Annotated in this window: 22 protein-coding genes and 1 tRNA gene; 4 read left to right on the plus strand and 19 right to left on the minus strand. The window is 60.6% G+C overall.

Translation table 11 applies throughout. The features are described 5' to 3' along the window. Positions 1-140: 140 nt before the first annotated feature. The 3 genes from G5S37_RS30495 to G5S37_RS30505 form a co-directional block, all read right to left on the minus strand. On the minus strand, positions 141-668 hold the full coding sequence (locus G5S37_RS30495) for a TM2 domain-containing protein (protein ID WP_206026224.1): 528 nt from the start codon (positions 666-668) through the stop codon (positions 141-143). Positions 669-775: 107 nt separating this feature from the next. After that, complete coding sequence (locus G5S37_RS30500) at positions 776-2,062, minus strand: glycosyltransferase family 2 protein (RefSeq protein WP_165210320.1); 1,287 nt, start codon at positions 2,060-2,062, stop codon at positions 776-778. An 11-nt stretch (positions 2,063-2,073) separates the two neighbouring features. Then, positions 2,074-3,972 carry a glycosyltransferase family 4 protein gene (locus G5S37_RS30505; RefSeq protein ID WP_165210323.1) on the minus strand — a complete coding sequence of 633 codons (1,899 nt, stop codon included), beginning with the start codon at positions 3,970-3,972 and terminating at the stop codon, positions 2,074-2,076. An 85-nt stretch (positions 3,973-4,057) separates the two neighbouring features. On the opposite strand from G5S37_RS30505, the gene G5S37_RS30510 reads away from it, so the two are divergent. Beyond that, positions 4,058-4,492, plus strand: a complete 435-nt coding sequence (locus G5S37_RS30510; RefSeq protein ID WP_206026225.1) for a thioesterase family protein — start codon at positions 4,058-4,060, stop codon at positions 4,490-4,492. Positions 4,493-4,965: 473 nt separating this feature from the next. On the opposite strand, the gene panC is transcribed toward G5S37_RS30510, so the two are convergent. Together panC and G5S37_RS30520 are read right to left on the minus strand one after the other, a co-directional pair. After that, positions 4,966-5,814 carry a pantoate--beta-alanine ligase gene (gene panC / locus G5S37_RS30515; RefSeq protein ID WP_165210326.1) on the minus strand — a complete coding sequence of 283 codons (849 nt, stop codon included), beginning with the start codon at positions 5,812-5,814 and terminating at the stop codon, positions 4,966-4,968. Between the two features lie 26 nt (positions 5,815-5,840). Continuing rightward, a complete protein-coding gene (locus G5S37_RS30520; RefSeq protein WP_165210329.1) occupies positions 5,841-6,065 on the minus strand; it encodes a hypothetical protein in 225 nt (74 codons plus the stop codon). 161 nt (positions 6,066-6,226) lie between these two features. On the opposite strand from G5S37_RS30520, the gene G5S37_RS30525 reads away from it, so the two are divergent. Next, a complete protein-coding gene (locus G5S37_RS30525) occupies positions 6,227-8,482 on the plus strand; it encodes a bifunctional alpha,alpha-trehalose-phosphate synthase (UDP-forming)/trehalose-phosphatase (protein WP_165210332.1) in 2,256 nt (751 codons plus the stop codon). Here G5S37_RS30525 and G5S37_RS30530 read toward each other — a convergent pair. The 7 genes from G5S37_RS30530 to G5S37_RS30560 all read right to left on the minus strand — a co-directional run bounded on the left by G5S37_RS30530 (position 8,427) and on the right by G5S37_RS30560 (position 14,965). Continuing rightward, positions 8,427-9,110 carry a tetratricopeptide repeat protein gene (locus G5S37_RS30530; RefSeq protein ID WP_165210335.1) on the minus strand — a complete coding sequence of 228 codons (684 nt, stop codon included), beginning with the start codon at positions 9,108-9,110 and terminating at the stop codon, positions 8,427-8,429. The two genes, G5S37_RS30525 and G5S37_RS30530, sit on opposite strands and share 56 nt — an antisense overlap. A 60-nt stretch (positions 9,111-9,170) precedes the next feature. After that, the gene (locus tag G5S37_RS30535; protein WP_165210338.1) at positions 9,171-10,016 is read right to left on the minus strand and encodes an ABC transporter permease; all 846 of its coding nucleotides are present in this window, start codon (positions 10,014-10,016) and stop codon (positions 9,171-9,173) included. Then, entirely contained in the window at positions 10,013-10,921 is a 909-nt protein-coding gene (locus tag G5S37_RS30540; RefSeq protein ID WP_165210341.1) for an ABC transporter ATP-binding protein, read from the minus strand. The genes G5S37_RS30535 and G5S37_RS30540 overlap by 4 nt, the downstream gene beginning before the upstream one ends. 30 nt (positions 10,922-10,951) lie before the next feature. Next, a complete protein-coding gene (locus tag G5S37_RS30545) occupies positions 10,952-11,503 on the minus strand; it encodes a type II secretion system protein (RefSeq protein WP_165212040.1) in 552 nt (183 codons plus the stop codon). Positions 11,504-11,526: 23 nt separating this feature from the next. Continuing rightward, positions 11,527-12,138 (minus strand): hypothetical protein, encoded by a 612-nt coding sequence (locus G5S37_RS30550; RefSeq protein WP_165210344.1) that lies wholly within the window; start codon positions 12,136-12,138, stop codon positions 11,527-11,529. Positions 12,139-12,238: 100 nt separating this feature from the next. Further along, positions 12,239-13,903 carry a murein biosynthesis integral membrane protein MurJ gene (gene murJ, locus G5S37_RS30555; protein WP_165210347.1) on the minus strand — a complete coding sequence of 555 codons (1,665 nt, stop codon included), beginning with the start codon at positions 13,901-13,903 and terminating at the stop codon, positions 12,239-12,241. Positions 13,904-13,933: 30 nt separating this feature from the next. Then, positions 13,934-14,965 (minus strand): L-threonylcarbamoyladenylate synthase, encoded by a 1,032-nt coding sequence (locus tag G5S37_RS30560; RefSeq protein WP_165210350.1) that lies wholly within the window; start codon positions 14,963-14,965, stop codon positions 13,934-13,936. A 396-nt stretch (positions 14,966-15,361) separates the two neighbouring features. Here G5S37_RS30560 and G5S37_RS30565 point away from each other — a divergent pair, with 396 nt between their 5' ends. Then, complete coding sequence (locus tag G5S37_RS30565) at positions 15,362-16,510, plus strand: sialidase family protein (RefSeq protein ID WP_165210353.1); 1,149 nt, start codon at positions 15,362-15,364, stop codon at positions 16,508-16,510. A gap of 48 nt (positions 16,511-16,558) precedes the next feature. Here G5S37_RS30565 and G5S37_RS30570 read toward each other — a convergent pair whose 3' ends face one another. The 5 genes from G5S37_RS30570 to G5S37_RS30590 all read right to left on the minus strand — a co-directional run bounded on the left by G5S37_RS30570 (position 16,559) and on the right by G5S37_RS30590 (position 21,231). Continuing rightward, on the minus strand, positions 16,559-17,362 hold the full coding sequence (locus tag G5S37_RS30570) for an ABC transporter permease (protein ID WP_165210356.1): 804 nt from the start codon (positions 17,360-17,362) through the stop codon (positions 16,559-16,561). A 61-nt stretch (positions 17,363-17,423) separates the two neighbouring features. Continuing rightward, complete coding sequence (locus G5S37_RS30575; protein ID WP_165210359.1) at positions 17,424-18,182, minus strand: ABC transporter ATP-binding protein; 759 nt, start codon at positions 18,180-18,182, stop codon at positions 17,424-17,426. A 184-nt stretch (positions 18,183-18,366) separates the two neighbouring features. Further along, on the minus strand, positions 18,367-19,452 hold the full coding sequence (gene aroC / locus G5S37_RS30580; protein ID WP_165210362.1) for a chorismate synthase: 1,086 nt from the start codon (positions 19,450-19,452) through the stop codon (positions 18,367-18,369). 821 nt (positions 19,453-20,273) lie between these two features. Then, entirely contained in the window at positions 20,274-21,113 is an 840-nt protein-coding gene (gene rnc / locus G5S37_RS30585) for a ribonuclease III (protein ID WP_165210365.1), read from the minus strand. A gap of 43 nt (positions 21,114-21,156) precedes the next feature. Next, a tRNA-His gene (locus tag G5S37_RS30590) sits at positions 21,157-21,231 on the minus strand. A gap of 180 nt (positions 21,232-21,411) precedes the next feature. On the opposite strand from G5S37_RS30590, the gene G5S37_RS30595 reads away from it, so the two are divergent. Beyond that, positions 21,412-22,176 (plus strand): 16S rRNA (uracil(1498)-N(3))-methyltransferase, encoded by a 765-nt coding sequence (locus G5S37_RS30595; protein WP_165210368.1) that lies wholly within the window; start codon positions 21,412-21,414, stop codon positions 22,174-22,176. 44 nt (positions 22,177-22,220) lie between these two features. Here G5S37_RS30595 and G5S37_RS32795 read toward each other — a convergent pair whose 3' ends face one another. Then, complete coding sequence (locus tag G5S37_RS32795) at positions 22,221-23,789, minus strand: inverse autotransporter beta domain-containing protein (protein WP_165210371.1); 1,569 nt, start codon at positions 23,787-23,789, stop codon at positions 22,221-22,223. A gap of 320 nt (positions 23,790-24,109) precedes the next feature. Then, entirely contained in the window at positions 24,110-25,570 is a 1,461-nt protein-coding gene (locus G5S37_RS30605; RefSeq protein ID WP_165210374.1) for an inverse autotransporter beta domain-containing protein, read from the minus strand. Positions 25,571-25,640 lie beyond the last annotated feature (70 nt).

A 25,640-nucleotide genomic window follows, 5' to 3' on the forward strand; every position in this document is an offset into this window, starting at 1 on the left:
CTAAGCTAGTGCCGCTCCCCGCGAGCCGCTGTCTCCTGTCTTGGGGCGTATTGCCCGGAAGCGTTCATTCACGCTGCAATGGGGACAGGAATGTCCCCACTCCTTGACCTATCGCGACGCGACGGGAGATGCTTCTTACGCTAAAACCACTTCTTCTTCCCCTCGATGTAGGTGCGGTCGAAGTCCTGATCAGACATCGTGAGGTAGATGATGCCTTCAATGAGTCCGATGACGCCCATCACAATGCTGGAGGCACCGCAGGTGAACATCCCGGCACCCAAGGTGACTGCAAGCATGATGATGCCCTCCGTCTGGAAGCCCAGCAGGAACTTGTGAATGCCAATGGAACCGAGCAGGATGGCACAGATGCCCACGGTAGTCTTGTCCGGCTTGCTCGTGCCGGCGACCGGAGGCGCATAGCCGCCCGCAGATTGCTGTGGCTGCGCCTGTGCTTGTGAGGGAGATGGCGCGGCAGGAACAGAAGCGGCCAGCTCAGGCGTCACCGCAATAGCCGCATCACCAAGCAGCTCAAAATCCACGCGATTGCCCGACATGGGAAGTCCAGTGCCCTTCCACTCCGGCCCTTGGAAGGAGTAGCGGTTGCCATCATCCGCCGCGATCCAGCCACGATTCTCTGCCACGGAAAAGTCCTGCAGGGTGCCTTTCATGGATCGTCTTTTACCGCATGCGCCTGCCGATGGCAATCGCAAGTCGATTCAAGTACTGCCGCTTGAAGAGAAGCAATCCTCGATACCCTGGCGCCACGCTATGCGATCTATTCCTCTTCCTTGGTCTTCCGGAGGTCCGCACACTTCTTGGATCCAATCGTAACGCCAAAGCCGACCCACCCACTCTCACGGCACGCTTTGCGCAGCGCATTCAGCTTCTCCTGAGGTGTCTTGCCCTTGCTGGTCTTGAGCGCTCCCGCCATGCCCAGGGTCAGACCCAGTTGGATCCATTTGCTGGAGAGCAACGTCTGCCTGAGCCTCGCCAAAGCGGTAAGAGCTTCGCGATCTGCTTTTTCGCGGGTGACCGATTGCTTGAGCTCCGTCACGCGCTGGGCCAGTGCGCCGGCGCCGCTGCTGCTACCGCCGGAAGCAGCGCCAAGATTTCCAAAAACGGTGGTGAGCTCCTTGTTGGGGAACACTTCCATCTCCGGCCCCGCGAGGGCAGCCACGATGGCTCCCAGATCGGCGTCATCTGCTTTCGCCACCACTTGCGCCAAAGCCACCTGCACCAGTCCTGCGTGCAGGCTGCTGATGCTGTCCCATGAGCCGCGCACGTAGTGGTAGAAGCGCTCACGGAAACGCGGATTGCTCTGTAGCTTCGCCGCGTGGTGCTTGTAGAAATCCAGCTGCAGCCGGATCATCTCCTTGATGAGCGGCTCGGGCTTCGTCGCGATGGTATTGCTGCCATGCACGCGGTATTCCAACAGCACTTCCGGCACGATCTCGATCTGATGCTCCAGCGCCGCGGTGGAGAGGAAGAAATAGTCGTGGATGAAACGATAATCCCGCATGGGATTCGCCACGAGATAAGGCGCGCGCGCGAAGACATTCGTCGTTGTCGCGATGAAGTTCGCCTGGCCAAGCCATTCGGAAATATCCACGCCATCCTGCGCGCCGAGCGTCCAGGCCCCGTGGAACCAACGTGAGCGTGGCGCATCCTCCGGCATGATTGCGCCATCACCATCGATCACACGCAGCTTCGTGGAGAACACTGACTTGCCCGGATGCTCGCGCGCACTCTGCAGGCATTGTGCGATACGATCGGGCAGATAACGATCGTCGGAATTGAGGATGCCGATGAAATCGCAATCCGTCGCCGCCTTCGTGATCAGTTCGTTGATGGTGTTGTGCGCCCCACGATTTTCACGGGCGCCAACTTCCACCCCATGTTTCTGAAAAGAACGTAGCACTTCAACCGAGTTGTCCTTGGAACCATCATCGATCACGAGAATACGATCCGGCTTGCGTGTCTGTGCCAGCACAGACTCCAGCGCCTCACCCACGTAACGGGCGTGGTTGTAGCAGGGGATGACGATGGCGACGCGTTCAGACATGCGGTGGTGGGCTATGGCGATTGCGTTTGCGACAGGGAGATCAACTTCTCCAACCAGACACGCTCCAGCGCGCTGCGATCTTCCGCGGGCGCGGTGTTACGCAGCTTCAACTTCACGGGACCCAGGTTGAGTTTGCGATGGGTGGGTGGCTTCTGCAGCTTGAGCACGTCCTCGATGTTCTTGGACAGAGTGCCGCGCAGCTTCTCATCAGAAACGCTGATGAGATCAAAATCGGGGAGCAGCTTCGCGAGTGTGGCGCGGCTCAAGGTGGGCGTGTCTTCAATGGCGGCAGTCACGCGCAGGTTGGTGAGTTTCTTCACCAGCCACACGCACAGCACGGCGTCGGAACGGTAGGCATGCACGATCTTGGCGCCACGCTTGGGCAGCGACTCCGCATACCACATGGCCCGGCGCGCCTGACGGTAGAATTCTTCACCCTCCAATGCATCGCCAATCGCGCCGCGCAGCTTTTCGATCTGCTGACGCCAACCCGTGCGGCGCAGCCAGAGGCTCTCCAGCACCACGGCATCAGGGATCCACTCGAGTTTGTTGAGCAGCGTGGGGGAAACTTCGGACAACTCATCAGCCGTCCCACCGGTGAGGACACGCAGCCGCTCTTCGTTCGCGATGGCTTGCAGCGCGGACACCTCGGCATCCACTTGATTTATCACGTACACGATCGGCGCTTCCACGCGCTTCGGTGCTGACTGCACTGCCTTGCGAAAATGTTCTCCAAGAGCACCGGCCGTTACCGAAAGGGCGAAGAGCGTGTCCGCATGCTTGCGGCCCGCTTGACCCATGCGCACGCGGAGTTCCGGCTGCGCGGCGAGTTGTGCCAGCGCCTCGGCCATGCCCGCTTCATCCTTCGGCTCCACGAGCAGGCCGGTTTCACCATGGCGCACCATCTCCGGAATGCCGGCCACCGTGGTGCTCACCACCGGGAGACGGCATGCCATGGCTTCGGTGATGACGGTGGGGAGAATGTCGGACGCGCCTTTGGAATCAACGATGCTGGGCAGCACAAACGCATGCGCTTCCGCGAGCTCAGCCTTGATCTGTTCCTGGCTCCGCATGCCCAGCAGCTTCACTTCCTTCTGCAGGCCGGCGTTTGCGATCTGCGCCTCCAGCTCATCTCGTGCAGGGCCAGTGCCGATGATGCGCAGCTCTGCCTGCACGCCCTTCTGCTTCAAGAGCGCGATGGAGGGAATGAGATGCTGGAAGCCCTTGAACTCGATCAACCTGCCCACGCTCACGAGGCGCAGGGGAACATCGCTGGCACCGGGCCGCGCCACGGGGAAATCATCCAACTCGATGCCGTTGTAGATGCGCAGGATTTTGGCGTCGTTTCCCGGACAGGTCTGGCAAAGCAGGCCTCGCGAGAAGTCACTCACGGCCACGACGAACTCCGACTCGCGCACCATTTCGCGCAGCAGGTCATCGCTGCCGAGGTCCACCATGAAATCCTGCGCGTGCGCGGTGAAGCTGAAGGTGAAGCCGAGCTTCTTCAGGAAGAGCGCTGAGTGGGTGGCGCGATTCGCGAAATGCACATGCACGTGCTTCACCCCCAGCGCGCGGAGCCGCGAGGCGAAGTGCCAGGCATTGCGAGCCCGCGTGCGAGCCTTGAAGGATTTTCCATAACGCTGGTCGTGGTCCTTGATAAGAGCGCCGAGTTTGGCCTCGAACTCCGGCTGCTTCGCCTGTGCATCGCGCACCTCCTCCGGGGCCGGGTAGTGGATTTCCGCGCGAAGCCGATCAAGCCGCTCATGCCGGAAGGAGTCCGGCGGAGGATTCAGGGAGAACACCTCCAGGTCGAAACCCATGCCTTCGAGCGCGAGCATTTCCGAGTCGCAGAAGGTCTGCGAGACCACGGGATAGCGGCTGTAGAGGTAGGCCAGGCGAGGGCGGGGCATGGACAGGAAGCATAGAGCACAGGGCAGGGGAAGCGGCGAATGAATTTGCACAGCGGCCCCCTCCCATGCTCTTTGCGGTCCACCCATGCCCGAGACCCCCTACCTGGAAACCCGCGAAGAGGTCATGTTCTTCGACACCGACTGCGGTGGTGTCGTCCACAACCTGGCCTACTTGCGCATGATCGAGACCAACCGTACCCGCCTGGCCGCCCTGCTGGGTATGAAACTGCGGGACATGGCCCTGACACAGCTCTTCCCCGTCGTGATCCGCACCGAGATTGACTACCGGAAGCCCGCCGTGCTGGGGGATGAACTGGTCATCGAAGGCAAGCTGGAAAGCGTCGAGCGCGTGCGCTTCTGGTGCAGCTTCGTGATGAAACGGGTCGTGGACAACACCGTGCTCATCACCTGCCGCCAGGCCCTCGCGCTGGTGCAAATGCCCCAAGGCAAGCCCCAGCGCCTGCCTGAGGATTGGGCGGAGCGCTTCGCCCATCTCGCCGCGGTGAAGACTAAGCCGTGAGGGTGGCGCATCGGATAGTAGCCGACTTTCTCCGAAAGTCGCTGCGCATGAAACTCACCCACTGGGGTTGCTTCACCCGCATCGATTCTCGGAGAGAATCGGCCACTATTGCGCTCGCTACTTCACATGACGTCGCCTCTGGTCAAGGAGTGGGGGCTTTCTTGTCCCCATTGAGCGCAATTACGTTTGTGAGTATTCGATAGCCCTTTCGCGTAAAGCGAAGCGATTGTCCCGCAGGGAGCGGCACTAGCCCTAGTGCCGGGGGTGAGCAAAAGGGGGTGCGGAGCCTTTCTTTCCGATGTTCAACGGACGCTTCCAAGCTCCTAGCGTGGCTACGCTGCATATGACGGCACTAGGCTAGTGCCGCTCCCTGCGAGACGCCGTCTCCTGTACTGAGAAGTAGTGCCCAAAGGAGTTCATTCACGCCCAATGGGGGCAGGAATGCCCCCACTCCTTGGCAGCAGCAGCAGCGACTACTTCAGTTCAATATTATCAATCAACCGCGTCGCGCCGAAGAACACGGCCGTGGCCATCAAGCCATTGCCGCTCACTTGCTCTGCGGGCTCCAGCGTATCCGCATCCGTGCATTCAATGTAATCCACGCGCGACAGCGGAGCGCGTTCCTTCAGCACGTCGAGATAGAGCTGCTTCAGCTTCTCACCATTCTTATCCCCAACCTGCCAGGCTTCCTTCGCTTTCAGCAGGCCCGCGCGAAGCGCGGTCGCTTGGGATCGCTCCTCGGCATTGAGGTAGCGATTTCGCGAACTCATCGCCAGTCCATCCGCTTCACGCACGGTTTCGCTGCCGACAATCTCCACCGGCACATTCAAATCCCGCACCATGCGCTTGATGATGGCGAGCTGCTGGTAGTCCTTCTTCCCAAACACAGAAACATCCGGCTGCATGATGTTGAAGAGCTTCAACACCACGGTGCACACACCATCAAAGTGTCCCGGCCGGCTCGCACCGCACAGCACCTTGCTCAGTTTCGTCTCCAGCACGATGACGGAGCGATCCGGCGCATACACTTCCTCTGCGCTCGGGGCGAAGATGGCATCCACGCCCACGCTGGCGCATTTGGCCGAGTCCGCCTCCAGTTCACGCGGGTACTTGGAAAAATCCTCCTTGGGACCGAACTGCAGGGGATTCACAAAGATGCTCACCGCCACGCTGCCGCCTTCTCCCGCGAGTACACGCGCCTCCCGCATGAGATTGAGATGGCCGTCATGAAGCGCGCCCATGGTGGGCACGATGACGAGGGGCTTTCCCGCAGATCGGGTGTGCCATTGGCGGAAGTCAGAAACCGTATGGAAGACGTGCATGGATTGGATTGCCTGCTTCCATTGCCCTACTTGAGAAAAGTATCGATGTCGACTCCCTCAAGGCCGATCTGCACATCTGTAAGCTCAAAGGCCACGGCCTGTTGCTTCATCAGGCTCAAAACCTCGTAAAGGGCATAGCGCCTTCCCATCTCAAACAGGCCCTCTGTCGATTCCAGCACGACCTCGTCACGGTTCGCCATGACAATCAATGCCTTGCCCAAGTCCCTCAGGTAGTTCGCTTCAGTGCTCATCGCGGAATTCAGGTGGATGGTGATCCTTCGAATGTCTCTCTGCCTCAAATGGATAGAGGTGGGGTTATTTTCCATTCGAACCCATCCCCGCGCACTAGGCATTCCACTTAAGAAATCAAAAATTGGTCGCTAAAGACGGCCCGGCTTTCGATCCATTATAGATGGGAGATGTTACAAGCCGCTACCTGATCGTGTCCAACCGCCTGCCAATCACGGCGTTGGTGGAGGACGGAAAACTGGAGCTCAAGGCTTCCACGGGAGGCCTTGCGACCGCACTGAAGCAGGTGTTCGGCGACGAGAATGCCAAGTGGATCGGTTGGCCGGGAGAGACAGGCGGACTTTTACGCAAGGCCCGTGAGCAGCTCGAGGACAGCTTGGATGCAGCAGGCATGGTACCGGTCTATCTCGCGGCCAAGCAGGTGGAGCGTTTTTACGAAGGTTTCTCGAACGGCGTGCTCTGGCCACTCTTCCACTACCTGCTGGACACCGTGCGCTCCGATGCGGGTCGGGACTGGGAGGCCTATCGCGAAGTGAATGAGAAATTCGCGGAGGCAGTGGTGGCAGAATACAAACCCGGGGATCGAATCTGGGTGCAGGACTATCAACTCTGCCTGGTGCCGGGCATGCTGCGCAAGCGGTTGCCGCACGCCTCCATCGGCTTCTTCCTCCACATTCCCTTTCCTGCCTCCGGCGTGTTTCGCATTCTTCCCTGGAGGCGCGAGATCCTCCAGGGATTGCTTGGCGCGGACCTCATTGGCTTTCACACCTTCTCCTACGCACGGCAGTTTTCTTCCTGCCTGCTGCGCATCCTCGGGCTGGAGAGCAATGTGGATACGGTCACTCATGAAGGGCGGCTGGTGCGCATTGGCGCCTTTCCCATCAGCATCGATACCGAGCATTTTGAAAGTGCCTCGGCGCATCCCGAGGTGACCGCGAAGGCTGAGGAAATCCGCCACCATCATCCGGGCTGCAAGATCCTCGTGGGCGTGGATCGGCTGGACTACACGAAGGGTCTCAAACGCCGCGTGCTCGCCATTGAGCATCTTCTGGAAAAGCATCCTGAACTCGCCGGCAAGTTCAAGTTCATCCAGGCAGCGGTGCCCTCCCGTGCTGGCGTGGAGGCGTACAAGCAACTGCGCAAGCAGATCGATGAAACCGTGGGGCGCATCAATGGACGCTTCTCCACCATCAGCTGGTCACCGGTGCAGTACCTCTACCGCGGACTGGACGGCCATGAACTGCTGGGTCTCTACCGAGCAGCTGATGTGATGCTGGTGACGCCTCTGCGCGACGGCATGAATCTGGTGGCCAAGGAATTCGTGGCCTGCCGTCATGACGATGATGGCGTGCTAGTGCTCAGCGAATTCGCCGGTGCCGCCTGGGAAATGGGAGAAGCCATCATTGTGAATCCCTACAATGAAGATGAGCTGGCCGATGCCATGCATCGAGCGCTCACCATGGAGGAGCCGGAGCGCCGCTTCCGCATGCAGCGCCTGCGCAAGCGGGTGCGCGATTGGACAGTGCATGAATGGGTGCGCCAGTTTGATCAAGCCCTCACGCTGGTGACGACGGAGAATGCCGCATGGCATCGCACCACATCCATCACGGAAGAAGTGCGCAAGCGCATCCATACCTCGAAGCGACTGGTACTGGTGCTCGACTATGACGGCACGCTGGTGCCCTTCGCATCCACGCCTGAACTGGCCATTCCTGATCCTGCCTTGCTGGAGCTCCTGCAGAAACTCACCCGTCGTCCCGGCACGGAGGTGCATGTGGCCAGTGGGCGTGATCGCCACACATTGGAAAAATGGCTGGGCCACTTGAAGCTCGCGATTCACGCAGAGCATGGCTTCTGGAGCCGGGCCCGTGGTTCCACGGAATGGGCCGCCGCCGCCAAGGTCACCGAGGGCTGGCGCGAGAAGGCCCGTGCCATCATGGAAGAGTTTGCCGCTCGCACTCCGGGCGCATTGGTGGAGGAGAAGACAGCCTCGCTCTGCTGGCATTTCCGCCGTTGTGAGCCGGTCTTCGCCAGCATGCAGGAGCGCGAACTACGACTGCACCTCGCGGAGCTCTTCCGCAATCACGCGGTCGAAGTCCTTCGTGGAAGCAAGATTGTGGAGTTGCGCCAGATCGGCGTGCACAAGGGTCTCATCCTCTCACGTCTGGAGTCCAGCCTGGAGGCGGACACCTGCCTCGTCGCCATCGGCGACGACACCACGGATGAGGACATGTTTGCCAATCTATCGGGGCAGGGCATCGGCATCCACGTGGGCGCCAGACTCAGCCGCGCTCCCTTCCGGCTCGCGGATCCTACAGCGGTGCGGGGGTTCCTTGCGTCGCTGGTTTCTACCCCTCCGCTGGTCACTGGTTCCGCTTCCAGTAGGCGTGATCCGGCCATCGTCGCTGGCATTCCATGAATTTCTCACGGGCCGCCGGCTGATCTTCCAGATCAAAGAGGCACTCCATCAACTTGAAGTGTGGCAGAGGATTTTCATCCGTATCCGAGGCGGCAATGGATTGGAGAAAGTCCTCCTTGGCCTCTTCGACCAGACCCAAGTGAGCGTGGATCAATCCCCGGTTGTCGAGCGCTTCGAAGAACTGGGGCACATACTCAACGGCTTCTCCGTACGCGGAGATCGCTTCCTGCAAGCGTCCTTGATCCGAATACTCGATACCTCGACGATACGCGCCAAGCGCCGCCTGTACATGCTCTCCGCGAGCCATGGCAAGGTAAGTATGATACCCTTGCAGATCCTCCGCAGTCACAGGCTTGTTGCCGAGATGGACGGGACGCTCCGATTCAGGCTCATTTGGATCATCAGGAGACCCCGGGGCATGCCAGATGCCCACCTGCAAAGACCCCACCTCACTCAGCGTAGGCATCGTCGGGCTGGGTGTATAGAAGAGCATGTGATGAATGACCGTGGGCGGTTGCCCGTCCTCCGCTTCAATACGCTCGATCTTCAACAGCTTGGTGACGGTGTAGCCACCCTCCGATTGGAAACAGTCAAGATCACCTTCTCTAGGTTCGCGTACTCCGGGCATAAAAATGTAGCAGTGACGTTCCAGCAACCTTGCAGAAAAACTCCGGCGCCACAAGTGCCGTTATGATTTCAAATCCCGGCTCTCAAAGATCGCCGAGCCCAGCACGAAGAGCGTCAGGCTCGCGCCACCCAGCACGGCGTAGTTCCGCAGGATGGTGACCCATGGAATATTCTCCATGAGTACCATGCGCCAGGTAGCCATGTAGTGGGTGAGCAGGTACTCCTTGTAATTATCCATGATGCGCGACTCATGGAGAATGGTATCCACCAGCAGATAGGCCATCGCGGTGATGGTGGCGGTGGCCGGCTTGATGCGGAAGCACGACATGAAGAACGCGACGCTGCCCACGCCCATCATGCTCATGGAAAGGAACACGCTCGACAACGCATAGCGACGCAAGCCCGCCTCCCAGTCGAACAACACGAACGTCGCCTGTTCCGGTGAGAACACAAACATGCCTCCACCCCAGCCGCGCAGCGCCATGCCGAGAAGGAAAATCGTCCAGACCAGGAACTGGATGAGCACAAAGCAGAACACCACACAGCTCATGTATTTCAGCACCAGCAGTCGCAACCGGGTGATGGGTCGGGCAAGCACGAGACGCAGGTTCCCATCTTCACTTTCCTTCGCAATCACATCACCCGCCACCAGGGTGACAAACACGGATGCCAGCAGGAGACTGAGAGCCAGCACGATGAAGCCCAGCGTCAGCGCGGAGTAGTAGGTCTCAAACGATTCCCCGCGTCCCTGGATCAGCTTGCGCAGCCATTTCTCAGGACCATTGCGCTGGAGGAACCAGAAGATCACGATCTCCAGCACGAGGAAGGCGCCAAAGCCGAGGTACGTGCGCTTGCGCGCGAGCATCTTGTGCACCTCAGCGCGCCATTGGGTGAAGAAGAGCGTCATGGGTGGTGAGCAGGAACAGGGCGGGAGTTGGTGAGTTCGAGATACACATCCTCCAGGGTCTTGTAGTGCGGCGCCCAGGAGTCCACCCGCACGCCGGCATGCACCAGCTTGGCCACAAGATCGGCGCCGCTGAGCTTTCCATTCAACAACACCTTTCCGTCAGAAGTGAGGTGCAAGTGCTCAGCATCGAGCGTGCGCTGCGCGAGTTCCATGTCCGGTGTCTGAAGTTGGTAGGTGGGCAGGTCATCCGCGGACCGTTTCACGGCGCCTTCATATACCTTGGTGCCTTCCTTGAGAATCACACACCGATCACACATCTGCTCGACCTCGCCGAGGAGGTGTGAGTTCAGCAGGATGGTGAGCCCGTGATCCTCACGCAGCTTCAGAACGGAGGAACGAAATTCATGGATGCCCTCGGGATCCAATCCATCCGTGGGCTCATCCAGCAGCAGCACCTTTGGCATCGGGAGGAGGGCCTGCGCGAGGGCCAGGCGCTGCCGCATGCCGTGGCTGTAGGTCTGGACTTTCGAATGCACGCGCTGGCTGAGCCTCACCACTTCCAGCACGCGCTTCACTTCCTTATCGTCCCACCAGCCGCTGAAGGCACACAGGGTGCGCAGATTTTGCCAGCCGGTCATATACTCATAAAACGACGGCGCTTCGAAGATGGCGCCCACGTTGCGAAGGGCTCTTGCGCGATCCTTCTGCACACTGTGGCCGGCCACGATCACTTCGCCGGCATCGGGGCGCACCATCCCGAGCATGATGCCGAGCACGGTGCTCTTGCCCGCGCCGTTGTGGCCGAGAAGGCCACAGATCTCACCTTCGTTCACAGCGAAGTTCACGTCCGACAGCGCCGGCCGGCCGCGGGTGAAGTATTTGGTGAGGGAATTGGCGGATATCATCGGGAGACCGTTCGTCACTCGCACACTCCTTTATTCGTCCACGACGAACTGAATCTCTCGCGCCACGTGCCCATCCGCATAGAGGATGTTCACTTCCACCTCGCGATACTTGTGGAAGTTCTCCTTGTCGCTGATCACCGGGATGCGTGAGCCGTCCTTGATGATGCCCATCATGCTCAGGCTGGCGGTGTGCTGGCCATTGAGAAGGTTGTTCCACACATAACTGGTGCCGGTCTTCTCGTAGAAGTGTTTGTTGTCCGCAGGACAGCGGAAGGCATCCCGATCCTGGACATACTCGGAGAGGGTGTTGTCGATCGCCGCTTCTTCCTCATCCTTGTTCTCGCGGGCAACGACCAGGGTGGGCATCACGTTGTTGTTATCTGTGAGATACATCTGGAGCGCATTGCCGATGCCGCGCAGGTGGCCCATGCACTGCGAGGCGCGGGCACTGTGCACCACGCGGTTGGTAGCCGGGATGGCAATGGATACCAGCACGGCGATGATGCAGATCGTCACCAGGAGCTCGATGAGCGTGAATGCTCCGGGGCATTTGCGCTGGCAGGCTGGAGCGGTGGAGTTCATGCCGTGGTGGTTGCTGGGTCCGTCTAACGATGGCGTGGCATGCCATTGATGCGCTGCTGCATTTCCTCCATCAGCGGGGCGAGGTCCATCTTCGTCTCGGCACTGGCTTCCTCGTAGTAGGCACCGAGGCCCTTATCCACCACCTGCTGGAACACCTTTTCATCACGCTCCTGCAGGCGCTCCATGTTCTGGCCTTCCACCTGGTTGCGCTGCATGTCCTTGCGCGCCTGTTCCACGATCTTCTGGCGTTCTTCGCGCGACATCTGGTTGAAGGCCTTCATCACGCTCTTGAAGTGCTGCTCCACTGTCGACTTCATGAAGTAGCCCTTCTCCTCATCCGTGAGGGATTCCATGAAGCGGCGGCGCTTCTCCTGATCGCCATCCACCTCTCGCATGTCGCGGCGCTGGTCGAAGTCGAGCAGGTTCACCTGGGTGATGACCTTGTCGAGATGCTCCTTCCGCTGGGCCTCGCTGAGTTCGGCATTCTCATCCAGCAGCCACGGCGCATTGGACATGGCATCCAGCACCTTCTCGGGGGTGGTGGTGTGCTTGTCGGTCAGGCTCATGATCCCGGCGACGGCTCCCCAGATGGCCGCCAGGGCGCCGAACGCGATGAGGAGGATTCTGCTGTTCATGGCGGAATGAAAAAGTCATGCACGCAAGCCGGCACCCATCGTCACAGACCCGGCTCCGGCGAGCAATCACAATCACCGTGTCCCACTCAGGGCTTCAGGTTCACTTCCGCCCGAGTTTACGCCTGAGAATCGCACCAAATTCCGCCACTTCCTCATTTTTCAGCAATGCGTTCATGCCGAAGTAGACGACCGCAGCCCCCCCGATGGTTACACCGAGATAGAGAACTCGCAGAACGAGGGCCTTTTCCGTGAAATGGTCGAGCAGGGTCTTGTTGCCAAGCCAGCACACCGCGCCCATGCAAATGACCGCGATGAGCAGCTTGCCCAAGTTCACCGCCAGTCCCCGGGTATCCAGTCCACCGGCGATCTGACGCATGGCGTAGAAGAGGAGGCTGAAATTCACAAAGGCGGACACGCTCGTGGAAAGCGCCAGATACTCATGGCCGAGCTTCAGCCAGAAGACGGTGATGGTGTTCATGGTCGCGCTGACGACCACGGCGATGAGGCTCATGACGAGCGGCACAAAGCGCCTGTCAATCGCATAGAAGGCGGGCTGGATGACCTTGATGCTGGAGAAGAACACCAGGCCCCACGAATAGCTCTGCAGGGCGATGGCCGCCATGTGGGTGTCTTCCGCGGTGTAGCGGCCACGCTGGAAAATGAGCGCAATGATGGGCTCCCCGAGGATGGCCAGGCCCACGGCTGCCGGGAGCGTCATCAGAAACACGAGCTTCAGGGCGCGCCCCAGCATGTGCTTGAAGGCAGGGGTGATCCCCTCCGTGGCCAGTCGGGACATGGCGGGCACCGTGACCGTCGCCACCGCGACGCCAAAGAGACCCAGCGGAAGCTGCACCAGACGGAATGCCTGACCGAGCCAGGTCACCGGACCGTCCTTCACCACCAGGCAGGAGGCGAAGATGCTGCTGAGCATCACATTGATCTGCACCGCACTGCCGGAGAGCACCGCCGGCCACATCAGGCTCAGCACCTTGCTCACGCCGCTGTCCCTCCAGCCGAAGTCGGGGCGGAATTTGAAGCCCACCTTCCGCAGCGAGGGGAGCTGCACGAGGAGCTGCAACAGACCCCCCGCCAGGGTGCCGACCGCGAAGCCAATCAGCGCATCCCGGCCGAACGTGGGGTCAATCCACCAGCCCACCACGCCGCCCACCACCATGGAGCCAATGTTGAAGAACGTGGACGACAGCGCGGGGATGCCGAAGACGCGCTTCGCATTCAGCATCGCCATCACCAGCGCTGCCAGGGACACCAGCAGGATGAAGGGATACATGATCTGCGCCAGATGGACCGTGTACTCGATCTTCTCCGGCGTCTCGGTGACCCAGCCCGGGCTCAGCAGGCGGATGATGAAAGGCGCCAGCAGAATGCCGAACACTGAAACGATCGACATGAAGACCGCGGCGAGCGTGAGCATCTTCCGCGCGAGCTGCCAGGCGGACTCGTCACCCTCCGACTTCATCTTCTTCGAGAAGGTGGTGACGAAGGCCGTGGACAGCGCGCCTTCCGCAAAGAGATCGCGCAGCAGGTTCGGCGTGCGGAAGGCCTGGTTGAAGCAGTCGAGCCACTTGCGGTGTTCCCCGGCGAAGAGGGCCGCGAGCACCATCTCACGCACGAGGCCGAGGATGCGGCTGCTGAAGATGGCGATGGTGACGACGCCGAAGGCCTTCGTATTGACGCGTCCCTCAGATCCGGCGCTGGCCTGTGCGACTTCCTGTTTCGGGGGCTCTTCCTTCGTGACGTCGCTCATGCTGGGGCTTTGGCAATTGACTCTAGGCGATCACCGTTTCGCGGACGCGCGCCGCAGGCGGTCCATCACGGCAAGGCCCACTCCCTGGGTGGGCACAGGTTCGGCAATGATTTCGTCGGCGCCCACTTTGTCCAGCTCGCGCAGCGCATAGAAAAGGCGCACGGCGGCCTCTACCAGCTTGCCCTTGCCGGGGCTCAGGACGTGCACACCCTTCCACTCGGTGAGGTCGGCGTAGCCGTCGTCGGCATCGCCGCGGTAACTCAGCAGGGCATACGTCTTGCCTTCTTCGGGGATGAAATCCTCCGGTGACTCCAGCAGGCGCAGCGGGGTACGCGGAGCGTAGTGGCTCTCCAGCAGTCCGGGAGCTTCAGGCTTGTTCTCCTGCTTCAGGTTCTTCAGCAGCACCACCACGCCGTACGGCTTCAGGTCGTCCTGGGTGATGGGACCCGGGCGCATGATGATGATGCGCGGCTTCGGCGAAGCCGCCTCGATCTTCACGATGGTGCTCTCCACCCCGTGGAGCGAAGCGCCGTCATCGAGGATGAGGGGGATGCGACCGTCCAGCTCCGCCTTCACCGCCGCGGCGGAGGTGGGGGAAATGGAGCCAAATTTGTTCGCGCTCGGCGCCGCGAGGGGGCGGTCAAAGGTGCGCGCGACCTTGTTGAACACGCGGTTCATGCTGGCCCGCACCGCCACCGTGGGCATGCCGGCGGTCACGATGTCCGGCACACAGGCCTTCTTGGGCAGGATCATCGTCAGCGGTCCCGGCCAGAATTTTTCCGCCAGCTTCTTCACCACCGGCAGGATGTCCTCCGGCACGTCCGCCACGTCTTCCAGGTCCTTTTTATGCGGCAGGTGGACGATGAGCGGGTCGAACGACGGCCGCTCTTTTACTTCGAAAATCTTCGCTACTGCGTTGGCGTTCAACGCATCAGCGGCCAATCCGTACACGGTTTCCGTGGGCAGGGCCACGACTTCGCCCGCTTGCAGCAGGTTCACCGCCTCCGCCACCGCCTGGACATAGGCTTGGGGATCGTCGGTGTTAAGGATGCGGGTGGTCATGGTGCCTGAGCGTGGGCGGGTGGATGGCAGGGGAAGGGGGAAAAACCACCACACGCGGGCGCGGACAGTGCGCTACAGGGGCGAGGGAGTCAAATGGGGGATGGAATTGCGGATCAGTCCCTGCATGTCGGGTTTGGGTGTCGGAGGCTCGGCAAAGGAGCGTGGACACTCTTGTCCGCCGTGCTGCAGTGGGGCGATTTCTATCGTGCGGATGCTGCGGATGACGCTTCTGAAGCAGCTGGTGGAATGCGGCCTTGCCTGCCAGACAAAAGAAAGTGGTGCATCCGGGGAAGCGGACAAGAGTGTCCGCGCTCCTTTGAATGCCCGACACTTCACCACAGGAATGAATGGTCCGGCGTTGCAAGGTTCCCTCATCCCATTCGGTTTAGTGGAGTGATGCACGCCCGCTGCCTGTCACTTCTCCTGTCTCTGCTGATGCCAGCAGCCTTGTTTGCGGAACCCGCCACCGTGGAAGTGCTCTCCACCCCCGAACAGGGCATCCAGCCGCGCGCCTTGGTGGATGGCAAAGGCGTGCTACACCTTCTGTGGTACGCGGGCAGCGCGAAGGGTGGGAATCTCTTCCATGCCACCCGGCAGGCGGACAAGACCTGGAGCACACCCGTAAAGGTAAACAGCATTCCGGACAGCGCCGTTGCCGCAGGCACGATTCGCGGCGCGCAGTACGCGCTGGGCCGGGATGGTTGCCTGCACGTGATCTGGAATGGCTACCACGAGACGGGTGGCAAAGCGGATCCGATGCCGCTGTACTACACGCGGTCAGTTGATGGCGGGCTGACCTTCGAGCCGCAGCGCATCATCTCCGGCGACTGGCCCATGGATGGTGGTGGCGCCGTGGCGGCGGATGCAGAGGGAAAGGTGTACGCCTTCTGGCATGCCGGCAGACATGGAGAAGGGGAAGGCACTCGACGCATCTTTGTCCGCATGTCTGAAGACGACGGAAAGACCTTTGGCGACGAGCGCGCCATCTCTCCGGAAGGACTGGGCGTGTGCGGCTGCTGTGCCATGCAAGCGCTCGCTGTGCGTTCGGGTCCGGTGCATGTGCTGTACCGCTGCGCTGCCAACGGTGGCAAGAACCGCGATATCTGCACCTTGGTCTCAGGCGACGGCGGCAGGACTTTCAATCACGCCGTGGTCGACCCGTGGAAGATCAACGGATGCCCCATGAGCAGCATGAGCCTGGTCGATCTAGGCAATGGCAAAGTGGCCGGCGCGTGGGAACGCCAGGGGCAGATCATCATCGGTCGCTTTGGCATTGCCAGCACCACTCCCGAAAAGTTCACCACCGCGATGAGCAGTTCTACCCAACGCAAGCATCCCGTCCTCGCCGCCGGGCGCAATGGTGCCCTCTTGATCGCCTGGGCAGAAGACACCGGCTGGAACAAAGGTGGTACCCTCGCCTGGCAAGTGCTGAACAGGGAGTGGGAAAGCTTCCCGTCCTCCGTGTTGGGATCAGGAGGTGAGGTGCCAGTATGGAGCTTTGGATCTGCAGCGTCCGCCGCTGACGGTTTCGTGATCGTGCGGTGATGATCGGTCGACCGGCTCTCGCGAAGAGACTCGCGATGTACGTTCAAGCTACTGCGTCGCGAACTTCGTGAGCAGGCCGCGCTTCTTCGTTTGCACGAGCATGCTGCCGAAGATGAAGCCGGCGATGGCCATGAAGATGATGTTGAGCAGCACGGCCCAGCCGATGTGAGCCCAAGGGAAGGCGTTTGTAGCGGGGTTCAGCACGGCGCGCATGCCTTCGAAGATGTGCGTCGCGGGAAATGCCCAGGCGACGGGTTGCAGCCACACGGGGAGTTTGGTCACGGGATAGAAGACCGCGACAATTGGCTGGATGAAGAAGGGCACGGCCCAGGCGAGAGATTCGACGGCCTGGCCCCAGCGGAGGATGAGAGCGGTGGAGATCATGCCGAGGGCCCAGCCGAAGACGAGGAGGTTGGCGAAGAAGGGAATCAAGGCCCACTCCAACTGGAAGATGTTAAAGTTGTATCCGATCGCAGCCAGGGTGCAGAGCACGACCATGGTGACGCAGATGCGCAGGAAGCCGATGATGAAGGTGGCGGCCACGTATTCCACCACGCGCACGGGGGCGACGAAGATGTTCAACAGGTTGCGCGTCCACACGTCTTCCAGAAAGGAGATGGCCACACCTTGCTGCGCACGGAACAACACGTCCCACAAGATCATGCCGCCGATGAGGAAGAGGAGGAAGTCCGCAAAAGCCTGATCGGTGTTCTCTCGAAGGAAAAGGGTGAGGTTCCCCCACACCATGAGATCGACCACCGGCCAGAAGACCAGCTCAATGAGCCGCATAGGCGTGCGCGCATAGAGGAAGATGTAGCGCAGGACGAGGGCGTAGATGACGCGGAAATTCATCGCTGGGGAGAGTGAAAAGGAATAAGGGAGAAGAGAAAAGGGGAGGGAGAAAGCCGAGAGCTTAGTCTTCGATTTCACCACTGCGGGCGATCTTGATGAAGACGTCCTCAAGCGAGCTGGTCTGGGAACGCTTCACGATTTCAGCGGGTGTTCCTTCGGCGACGACCTTGCCTTTGTGCAGGAAGATGACGCGGTCGCAGACTTCCTCGATGTCCTTCATGTTATGCGAGGTATAGAGGATACCGATGCGGCGCTCTGCCTGGACCTTGCGGACGGTCTTGCGCACCTTGTCGGCGATGTCCGGATCGAGACTGGCGGTGGGTTCATCCAGGAGGAGCAGCTCGGGATCGTTCAGCAGGGCTTTGCAGAGATTCACGCGCGTGCTCTCCCCGGCGCTGAGCTGGCCGGTGACGCGGGTGCGCAGATCCGTGATTTCAAAGAGCTCGAGAAGTTCGTCGATTTTCTTGTTCGCGTTCTTCACGCCGTACAATTTTGAAAAGACGAGCAGGTTCTGCCACACGCGCAGGTTTCCGGGGAGAGCGGTGTAGGCACTGGAAAAATTTGCGCGCTTCAAGACCTCGATACGATGCTTCTGGAAATCCATGCCGAAGGCCTCAATGGTGCCTGAGGTAGGCGTGGTGAGTCCCAGCAGCATGTTCATGGTGGTCGTCTTGCCGGCACCATTCGCGCCCAGCAGGCCCAGCACTTCGCCGCGACGGAGCTGGAAGTTGAAGGCATCGAGCGCTTTTACGCCGTCGAATTCACGAGTGAGGTCGCGGACCTCGAGAAGGATCTCAGGCGAAGAAGCGGGCGCGGACATGAGAGCGGACGAAGGGTGGTGGTGACGTCCTGGATTTCAACACAGAGGTACTGAGACACGAAGACTCAGAGAACTATGAGGTAGGATATCGGGAGTGAAGAGGGGCGATGTAGGCAACGAGCGGCAAGGCGGCGCGGATGCCGTGTGACACTTCCTCCACGAGAATGCCGTGGAGTGGATACGGTCACGCGTTCTGCGCACGCTGGCGGAGCCAGTGGTCGGCGACCACGAGGTGGACCATGGCCTCGACCATGGGCACGGCCCGGGGGAGCACGCAGGGATCATGGCGGCCGCGGGCCTTCAGCGTGGTGGCTGTGCCATCGCGCGTCACGGTATTCTGCTCGCGCAGGACGGTGGCGGTGGGCTTGAAGGCGACGCGGAAGACTATCTCCTCGCCATTGCTGATGCCGCCCTGGATGCCACCGCTGCGATTGGTGCGCGTGCGGATCTTCCCGGCGTCATCGGTGTAGAATTCGTCGTTGTGCTGCAGGCCGGTCATGCGAGCGCCGCCGAACCCGCTGCCGATTTCGAAACCTTTTGTGGCGGGCAGGCTGAGCATCGCCTTGGCGAGTTCCGCCTCCAGCTTGTCGAACACCGGCTCACCGAGTCCCGCTGGCACGCCGCGCACCACACATTCGATGACACCGCCCACGGAGTTGCCTTCCTTGCGCATCTCCTCGATGAGGGCGATCATCTTCTCCGCAGCGACGGGATCAGCGGTGCGGACAATGTTGGACTCGACCAGCTCACGGCTGAGCTTTTCGGGGTCCACCGTGGCCACGATGTCCTTCACCGAATGCACATACGCCAGGCACTGGTAGCCGGGTAGATTCGTCGCCAGGACCTTCTGCGCAATGGCGCCGGCCGCCACACGGCCGATGGTCTCACGGGCGCTGGATCGGCCACCACCGGCCACAGCGCGCACGCCGTACTTGGCATCGTAGGTGTAGTCCGCGTGGGAGGGGCGGTAGGCCGTCTCCATCTCCTTGTAGGCATCCGAGCGCTGGTCCTCGTTGCGGACCATGATGGCGATGGGCGTGCCGACGGTCTGGCCGTCTACCACGCCGGAAAGGATCTCTGCACGGTCGCCTTCCTTGCGCTGGGTGACGATCCTGCTCTGGCCCGGGCGGCGGCGATCCAACTCGATCTGGATGTCGTCCGCGTTCAGCGGGATTTGGGGTGGGCAACCATCCACGATGCAGCCCACGGCAGGGCCATGGGACTCACCGAAGGTGCTGACGCGGAAGAGAGTGCCGAAGCTGCTGGCCATGCCGGTGGAAGGTCTGAGAAGCAGCCAGCCGGGAATTCACGCACCGTTTGGGAAAGCTTCGAGGGGATGAACACTCTGGCGAGAAGTACGCCAGATGCAACACCGACGTTCCCGAGATGCCTAGGTCATCCCTAACGACGAGGGCGACTTCAGGGTGAGTCTGTTATGGGGTCCGAGCGATGGGCGCCGGAGTTACCCACATGGCGTATTCTGATAGATCCAAGATCCGAACCTTTAGCATCAGTAGGATGTGTGGATATGTGAATAAGATCGTTCCTTGCCCTGTTCAGTAGCGTTCCACGGGCAGATCCGATGCGGATTACTTTGTGAAATGTCAGCGATTTTCAGAGGCTTAATTCGCAGGTGCGAAAAGGTCTCGGATTGTTAGAAGGATCTTCGCAGGGTTGTTCGCACTGTTTTGAGGCGAGATTTCGGCGATCTACTCGTTGCGCGGCCTTCTGTAGCGCCTTCCAGGCAGCTACGACCTTGGCCTCCTGATTGTCGGAACGGGAGGCATGAGCGAGTTCACGACTGGCCAGATCACGACCATCTCAAAGGAACGGGCATCGCTGAGCCTCCTCAAAGAGGATTGGATAGGCTGGATACTTAGGCAATCTTTATGGTCAGGTTGACCTCAGGATGAGCCTTTTATGGGGTTCGGGGCGGAGTTACCCACATGGCGTATTATGAAGGGATCCAAGATCCGATCCTTTAACATCAGTAGGATCGGTGAATATGTGAACAAGATCGTTCCTTGGCCTATTCAGTAGCGTTCCACAGGCAGATCCGGTGCGGATTACTTTGTGAAACGACGGCGATTTTCAGATGTTGAACTCGCCAGTGCGAAGAGTTGTCGCCTTGTTGGAAGGATCTTCCCAAGGTTGTTCGCCGGGGTGGGAGGCCGCATTTTCGGCGATCCACTCGTTCAGGGAGGGGTTGGCGAGAGCCTTTTTGGCGGCTTCGACCTCAGCCTCCTGCTTGCTGCGGCCGGAGCCGTGGGCGAGTTCGCGACCTGCCCAGGTCACGGCAACTTCAAAGGTACGGGCATGGCTGGGCCCATCGGTGCTGACGATGCGGTAGGCCGGGGTGTCGCCACCGTGGTTCTGCAGGAGCTCTTGGAGCTGGCCCTTGGGATTCTGCTCCACGGGAGCTGCACGCAGCGCGGCGATCTCCTCGGCCCAGAGGCGCAGCACGAGTGGGCGTGATTGGTCGAAGCCGGAATCCTGGTGCACGGCGCCGATGATGGCCTCCAAGGCATCAGCCAGGATCTTGTCCCGGTCACGGCCGCCGCTGGAGTCTTCGCCACGGCCAAGGATGAGGTGCTGGCCGAGCTCAAGCTGCCGTGCCAGGCGTGCCATGGTGCCGGTCTGCACGGCGCGGGTGCGCAGCTTGGTGAGGAGGCCCTCGGACTCCTTGGGGAATTGCTCAAAGAGCACTTCAGACACGGCGAGCTGCACCACGGCGTCGCCTAGATGCTCCAGCCGCTGGAAATGGAACCCGGTCTGCGCGTCCTTGTCACCGTCGACCGGTGGCGGGGCATTCTTTTTCACGCGCTGCTTGTTGTGCGCGATGCTGGGGTGGGTCAGGGCCTCGCGGAGCAGGGAGCGCCGCTGGAATTTGTAACCCAGCCTGGCCTCCAATGCTGCCGTGTTGTCTCCCATGATTTCTGAGACTGAACCAAAATGCCCACTCGCTTAAGGAAAGTGGGGTGACCGACGGGACTCGAACCCGCAACAACCAGAATCACAATCTGGGACTCCACCGTTGAGCTACGGCCACCATTTTCCGCAATGCGGATGGGCAGAGTAGTCTGAAAATGTGGGAGGTCAAGTGTCAGTTGCCGCAGAGCGGTCGACTTGAGAGTTTGGAGTTGAGAGTTGAGGGTCTGAGGGGCAATGAAATGTTGGGCCGCTGCATGACTCTCTGCAGGCACGGGCCGGCATCCTTCACTACCTGGCCATGGGTCTCCCTCGTTTCTACATTTCCCCGAATCAGTGGAATCTCTCCCAGCTGGCGCTCACGGGAGATGAAGCCAGGCACTGTGCCCAGGTGATGCGCAAGGAGGCTGGGCAGGAGATTGTCGTCTTCAACGGCGCAGGCGCGTGGGCACGCGCGGAGATCACCAGCAGTGGGAAGGAACGCGTGGAGCTGCGCACGGTGGAGACTGGGGAATCGCCCGCGCCTGCGGTGAGCATCACGCTCTTCCAGTCCATTCCGAAGGGATCCAACATGGATCTCATCATCGAAAAATCCGTGGAGCTCGGGGTGAATGCCATCGTGCCGGTATTCTCGGATCGCACCGTGGTGCGTCTCGATGGGAAGGATGCAGCGAAGAAGCAGGAGAAATGGCAGCGCCTGGCGCTGGAGGCCTGCAAGCAATGCGGTCAGAACTGGCTCCCACAGGTGAGTGTGCCGGTGTCATTCGATGCTGCATGGAGGCAACTTCCGCAACAGGATCTCCGGCTCATCGCGGCCATCCAGGAGGATTCACGCAGCTTCAAGGACACGCTAGCCTCTGTGGGTGGGCGTGGTCAGCAGGCGGGAGAAAAAATCCGGTCCGTGCTCATGGCCATCGGACCGGAGGGGGACTTCACTCCGGAGGAGTATGCAGCCGCGCGGGGTGCGCACGACTGCCTTCCAGTGAGTCTGGGCTCCATCATCCTGCGGGTGGAGACCGCGGCGATGTATTGCCTGAGCGTGCTCAGGCATGAGCTGGGAGCTTAGATTGCGTGGTGCCGCCATCGATGATGACGGTGCCCGAATCGTTCCTAGCTGCCGCCAGCACCGCCCGCGCCACCGGCACCACCACTGCCGAAGAGCCCGCCGCTACCACCGGCACCGCCCGTGCCTCCAGTTCCCCCAGTTCCCCCAGTCCCTCCCGTACCACCGGTGCCCCCGGTCCCTCCTGTGCCGCCCGTACCTCCGGCGCCACCCGAGCCACCAGCACTGCCGCCACTGCCGCCACTGCCACCGCTGCCGAAGAGCCCGCCGGAACCGCCAGAGCCACCGGAACCGATGAGGATCCCAGCCGCACCGCCTTTCCCGCCGGTGCCACCGCTGCCGAAGAGGAACCCGCCACTTCCGGCGTTCCCTGCCGCGCCACCGTTGATGATAAGGAATCCGCCGCTACCACCGCTGCCGCCGGATCCGGTGATGACTACAGAGCCTCCGCTGATGATCATGGCTCCTGTGGAAGGTGAGGATGGCGGTACGACCAATGTGCCTGCCGTCACCTGGGAAGTCCCGCCTGAATTGGCCGCGCCCGAGCTTTGCAGATTGTTGAGGAAAGTCTGGGCCTGGGCAGCACTGGTGAGAGTGGTGGTACGTGGGCGGCCGGTGGGCTCAAAGCTCACGCCAGTCTGGATGGCGGCGTTTTGACGATACACCGGTTCAAGCAGGCGCTCCTGCAGGTGACGGCGGCGGGGCACGAAGGATTCGGAGCCCGGTTTGCCGAGCGGTATCTCAAGGCGCACGCTGACCATCCAGTTGTCCTGCACGAGATTCTCGTCTTCGTACCATGTTCCCGCGAGCACGACGGCAGGGACGGGACGGATTTCTACGCCAGCTTTCCAACCTTCCACATCACCGGAGTAAGCAAGAGCATTGCCGGAGGCGTTGGTTTCAAAACTGTAGTAGCCACCGATGAGGCGAACGTCGAAGTACTTGTCGAGGCCAGGGATCAGCAGGGCGAGCTCCGCATCCCAACCTTCCATGGGCTCTTCGATGATGTCGATGGTACGCGTGGTGGCGCGAAGTGCGGGACTGCCGCCCACCGTCGTGGGAGTGAACTCGGTGGCGTCAAAACTGCCTATCGTGTCGCCACTGTGCAGAGGCAGATAGTAGTTGGCCCGCACTTCGAGATAACGCACGCCAGCTTCGATGCCGATGCCGAGCTGCCAGAGATCCGCGTTGGCTTGCGTGCGCTTGTAATCGGTGAAGACGTTGGCACCCACGAAGAGACCTTCTGCGAGAAGACCGGCGACACGATTGCCGCCACCTACAGGCTCATCGCTGAAGAGATGACGGAAGCCGAGGCCAAGTGAGCCGGAAAGTTCGCCCTCTTCACCCCAGGTAAAATAAGGCTCGGCAAAAAAGAGGGATCCCCCCATGGTGCCACGCTGGCCCAGGTTGTCCCAGAGGGGCTGCACCAGGAACGCACTGCCCTCTGTCATGTGATCATTGGTGTTGAACCGCAGGCCCAGTACCGTGGAGGTGGCATCAGGTGCGGGAGCTACCGCAGCTTCCACGGCTTTCGGTGCAGCGACAGTGCCTGCGTAGGCAGAGCCCACGAGCGCGAGCGACGTCAGTGAGGGCAGGAGCGTGCGGGGGAGTTTCATGGGTTTTGATAACAACTGCCCGCACAAAGCAGTATCCCAACCTTATGCAACTAAGACTAGGTGTGATTTTTCATAGGAGAAGATGTTATCATGCGAAGTGCAATAACGCGGATCATTCAGCACGCAATGCAGTGCGCAAAAAGCCTACGATCAGCTAGGCAACTTGGCGAGCACTGCAAACGCTCGTGGCATATCAACAAAATGGCCGGTGACGCATTTGCGCCACCGGCCGAGTATGAAGATCTGGGCTCCATTATCCTGCGGGTGAAAACCGCAGGGATGGATTGTTGCCTGAGCTTACTCAGGGATGAACTGGCATATTAAGGCTGCGTGGTGCCCGCATTGCTGTTGTTCAGAATCAGGGTTCCTGAACCGGCCTTGATGAGACCGATGGCTCCTTCTGAAGTAGCAAATGCAGGGGACGTGATGACCCCGATGTACAGGGGGCCATTCGCAAGCGTCACGTTGGTGTTTCTGAGCGTGACATAAGAGCCACCGGTGGTGCCGGTATCTGACCAGTTGAGAGTAAAGCCTCCTGTTGAACCCCCAGTACCCATATTCAGGCTGCCTCCTGATACGGTTTCAAGGGTCGAGCCCGATCCGGAAGAAGACCCTGCAATCACCAGGGTGCCCCCGGTGCTTCCTGAAGATGACGAAGACGAGGAGGAGGAAGACGAGCTCGATGATCCACTGCCGCCGTAGCTTGCGCCCCAGCCCTTGAGGTCATTCAGGAAACGCTTGGCCTGCTGTGCGGTGCTGATGGTGGTCGTGCGTGCACGGCCTGTGGGCTCGAAGCTCACGCCAGTCTGGATGGCGGCATTCTGACGATGCACCGGCTCAAGCAGGCGCTCCTGCAGGTGGCGGCGGCGGGGGATGAAGGATTCCGAGCCGGGCTTGCCAAGTGGGATCTCAAGTCGCACGCTGACCATCCAGTTGTCCTTCACGAGGTTCTCGTCCTCGTACCACATGCCGGCGAGAACGACGGCGGGGACGGGGCGGACTTCCACACCGGCCTTCCAGCCTTCCACATCGGCGGAGTACAGCAGAGCATTGCCAGAGGCGTTGGTCTCGAAGCTGTAGTAGCCACCGATGAGACGCATGTCGAAGTACTTGTCGAGTCCGGGGATGAGCACCGCGAGCTCGGCATCCCAGCCCTCCATGGGCTCTTCGATGATGTCGATGGTGCGCGTGGTGGCGCGGATGGCACGACCAGACGCGGTCGGAGTGAGGGTCGTGGCATCGAAGCTACCGACGGAGTCTCCATCGTGCAGGGGGAGGTAGTAGTTCGCCCGTACTTCCAAGTAGCGGGTACCGGCTTCCACACCGATGCCAAGCTGCCAGAGATCCGCATCCGCCTGGGTATGCTGGTAGTCGGTGAAGACGTTGGCACCCACGAAGAGGCCCTCGGCCAGCAGACCGCTCAGGCGGTTGCCACCGCCCACGGGTTCGTTGCTGAAAAGGTGACGGAAGCCAAGACCGATGGAACCCGTAAGCTCGCCTTCCTCACCCCACGTGAAGTAGGGCTCGGCAAAGAAGAGGGAACCGCCCATGGTGCCCTGCTTGCCTAGATTGTCCCAAAGGGGCTGCACGAGGAAGGCGCTGCCTTCGGTCATGTTGTCATTGGCGTTGAAGCTTGCACCCAGGACGGTGGAGGTGGCATCAGGAGCTGGAGCGACGGCTGCTTCCACGCCCTTGGGCGCGGGGAGAGCAGTGCCGGCGTGGGCTGCCGTGATAAGGCAGAGCGACGCAAGGGATGGGAGGAGCGTACCGGGGAGTTTCATGTGTATTGATAAGAGGCGCCCGCACAAAGCAGGAATTTATTCTTATGCAAGTAAGCACATGCGTTAATTT

Source organism: Roseimicrobium sp. ORNL1 (assembly GCF_011044495.1).
Classification (GTDB): domain Bacteria; phylum Verrucomicrobiota; class Verrucomicrobiia; order Verrucomicrobiales; family Verrucomicrobiaceae; genus Roseimicrobium.

What these genes read in the sequence shown, in the direction of transcription:
- G5S37_RS30595 (WP_165210368.1), top strand. Translation starts at nt 21,412, where the DNA reads ATGGGTCTCCCTCGTTTCTACATTTCCCCGAATCAGTGGAATCTCTCC.
- G5S37_RS30550 (WP_165210344.1), bottom strand. Translation starts at nt 12,138, where the DNA reads ATGAACAGCAGAATCCTCCTCATCGCGTTCGGCGCCCTGGCGGCCATC.
- G5S37_RS30500 (WP_165210320.1), bottom strand. Translation starts at nt 2,062, where the DNA reads ATGTCTGAACGCGTCGCCATCGTCATCCCCTGCTACAACCACGCCCGT.
- G5S37_RS30575 (WP_165210359.1), bottom strand. Translation starts at nt 18,182, where the DNA reads ATGTCCGCGCCCGCTTCTTCGCCTGAGATCCTTCTCGAGGTCCGCGAC.
- G5S37_RS30520 (WP_165210329.1), bottom strand. Translation starts at nt 6,065, where the DNA reads ATGAGCACTGAAGCGAACTACCTGAGGGACTTGGGCAAGGCATTGATT.
- aroC (WP_165210362.1), bottom strand. Translation starts at nt 19,452, where the DNA reads ATGGCCAGCAGCTTCGGCACTCTCTTCCGCGTCAGCACCTTCGGTGAG.
- G5S37_RS30565 (WP_165210353.1), top strand. Translation starts at nt 15,362, where the DNA reads ATGCACGCCCGCTGCCTGTCACTTCTCCTGTCTCTGCTGATGCCAGCA.
- G5S37_RS30510 (WP_206026225.1), top strand. Translation starts at nt 4,058, where the DNA reads ATGCCCGAGACCCCCTACCTGGAAACCCGCGAAGAGGTCATGTTCTTC.
- G5S37_RS30535 (WP_165210338.1), bottom strand. Translation starts at nt 10,016, where the DNA reads ATGACGCTCTTCTTCACCCAATGGCGCGCTGAGGTGCACAAGATGCTC.
- rnc (WP_165210365.1), bottom strand. Translation starts at nt 21,113, where the DNA reads ATGGGAGACAACACGGCAGCATTGGAGGCCAGGCTGGGTTACAAATTC.
- G5S37_RS30605 (WP_165210374.1), bottom strand. Translation starts at nt 25,570, where the DNA reads ATGAAACTCCCCGGTACGCTCCTCCCATCCCTTGCGTCGCTCTGCCTT.
- G5S37_RS32795 (WP_165210371.1), bottom strand. Translation starts at nt 23,789, where the DNA reads ATGAAACTCCCCCGCACGCTCCTGCCCTCACTGACGTCGCTCGCGCTC.
- G5S37_RS30495 (WP_206026224.1), bottom strand. Translation starts at nt 668, where the DNA reads ATGAAAGGCACCCTGCAGGACTTTTCCGTGGCAGAGAATCGTGGCTGG.
- panC (WP_165210326.1), bottom strand. Translation starts at nt 5,814, where the DNA reads ATGCACGTCTTCCATACGGTTTCTGACTTCCGCCAATGGCACACCCGA.
- G5S37_RS30570 (WP_165210356.1), bottom strand. Translation starts at nt 17,362, where the DNA reads ATGAATTTCCGCGTCATCTACGCCCTCGTCCTGCGCTACATCTTCCTC.
- G5S37_RS30560 (WP_165210350.1), bottom strand. Translation starts at nt 14,965, where the DNA reads ATGACCACCCGCATCCTTAACACCGACGATCCCCAAGCCTATGTCCAG.
- murJ (WP_165210347.1), bottom strand. Translation starts at nt 13,903, where the DNA reads ATGAGCGACGTCACGAAGGAAGAGCCCCCGAAACAGGAAGTCGCACAG.
- G5S37_RS30530 (WP_165210335.1), bottom strand. Translation starts at nt 9,110, where the DNA reads ATGCCCGGAGTACGCGAACCTAGAGAAGGTGATCTTGACTGTTTCCAA.
- G5S37_RS30540 (WP_165210341.1), bottom strand. Translation starts at nt 10,921, where the DNA reads ATGATATCCGCCAATTCCCTCACCAAATACTTCACCCGCGGCCGGCCG.
- G5S37_RS30545 (WP_165212040.1), bottom strand. Translation starts at nt 11,503, where the DNA reads ATGAACTCCACCGCTCCAGCCTGCCAGCGCAAATGCCCCGGAGCATTC.
- G5S37_RS30505 (WP_165210323.1), bottom strand. Translation starts at nt 3,972, where the DNA reads ATGCCCCGCCCTCGCCTGGCCTACCTCTACAGCCGCTATCCCGTGGTC.
- G5S37_RS30525 (WP_165210332.1), top strand. Translation starts at nt 6,227, where the DNA reads ATGGGAGATGTTACAAGCCGCTACCTGATCGTGTCCAACCGCCTGCCA.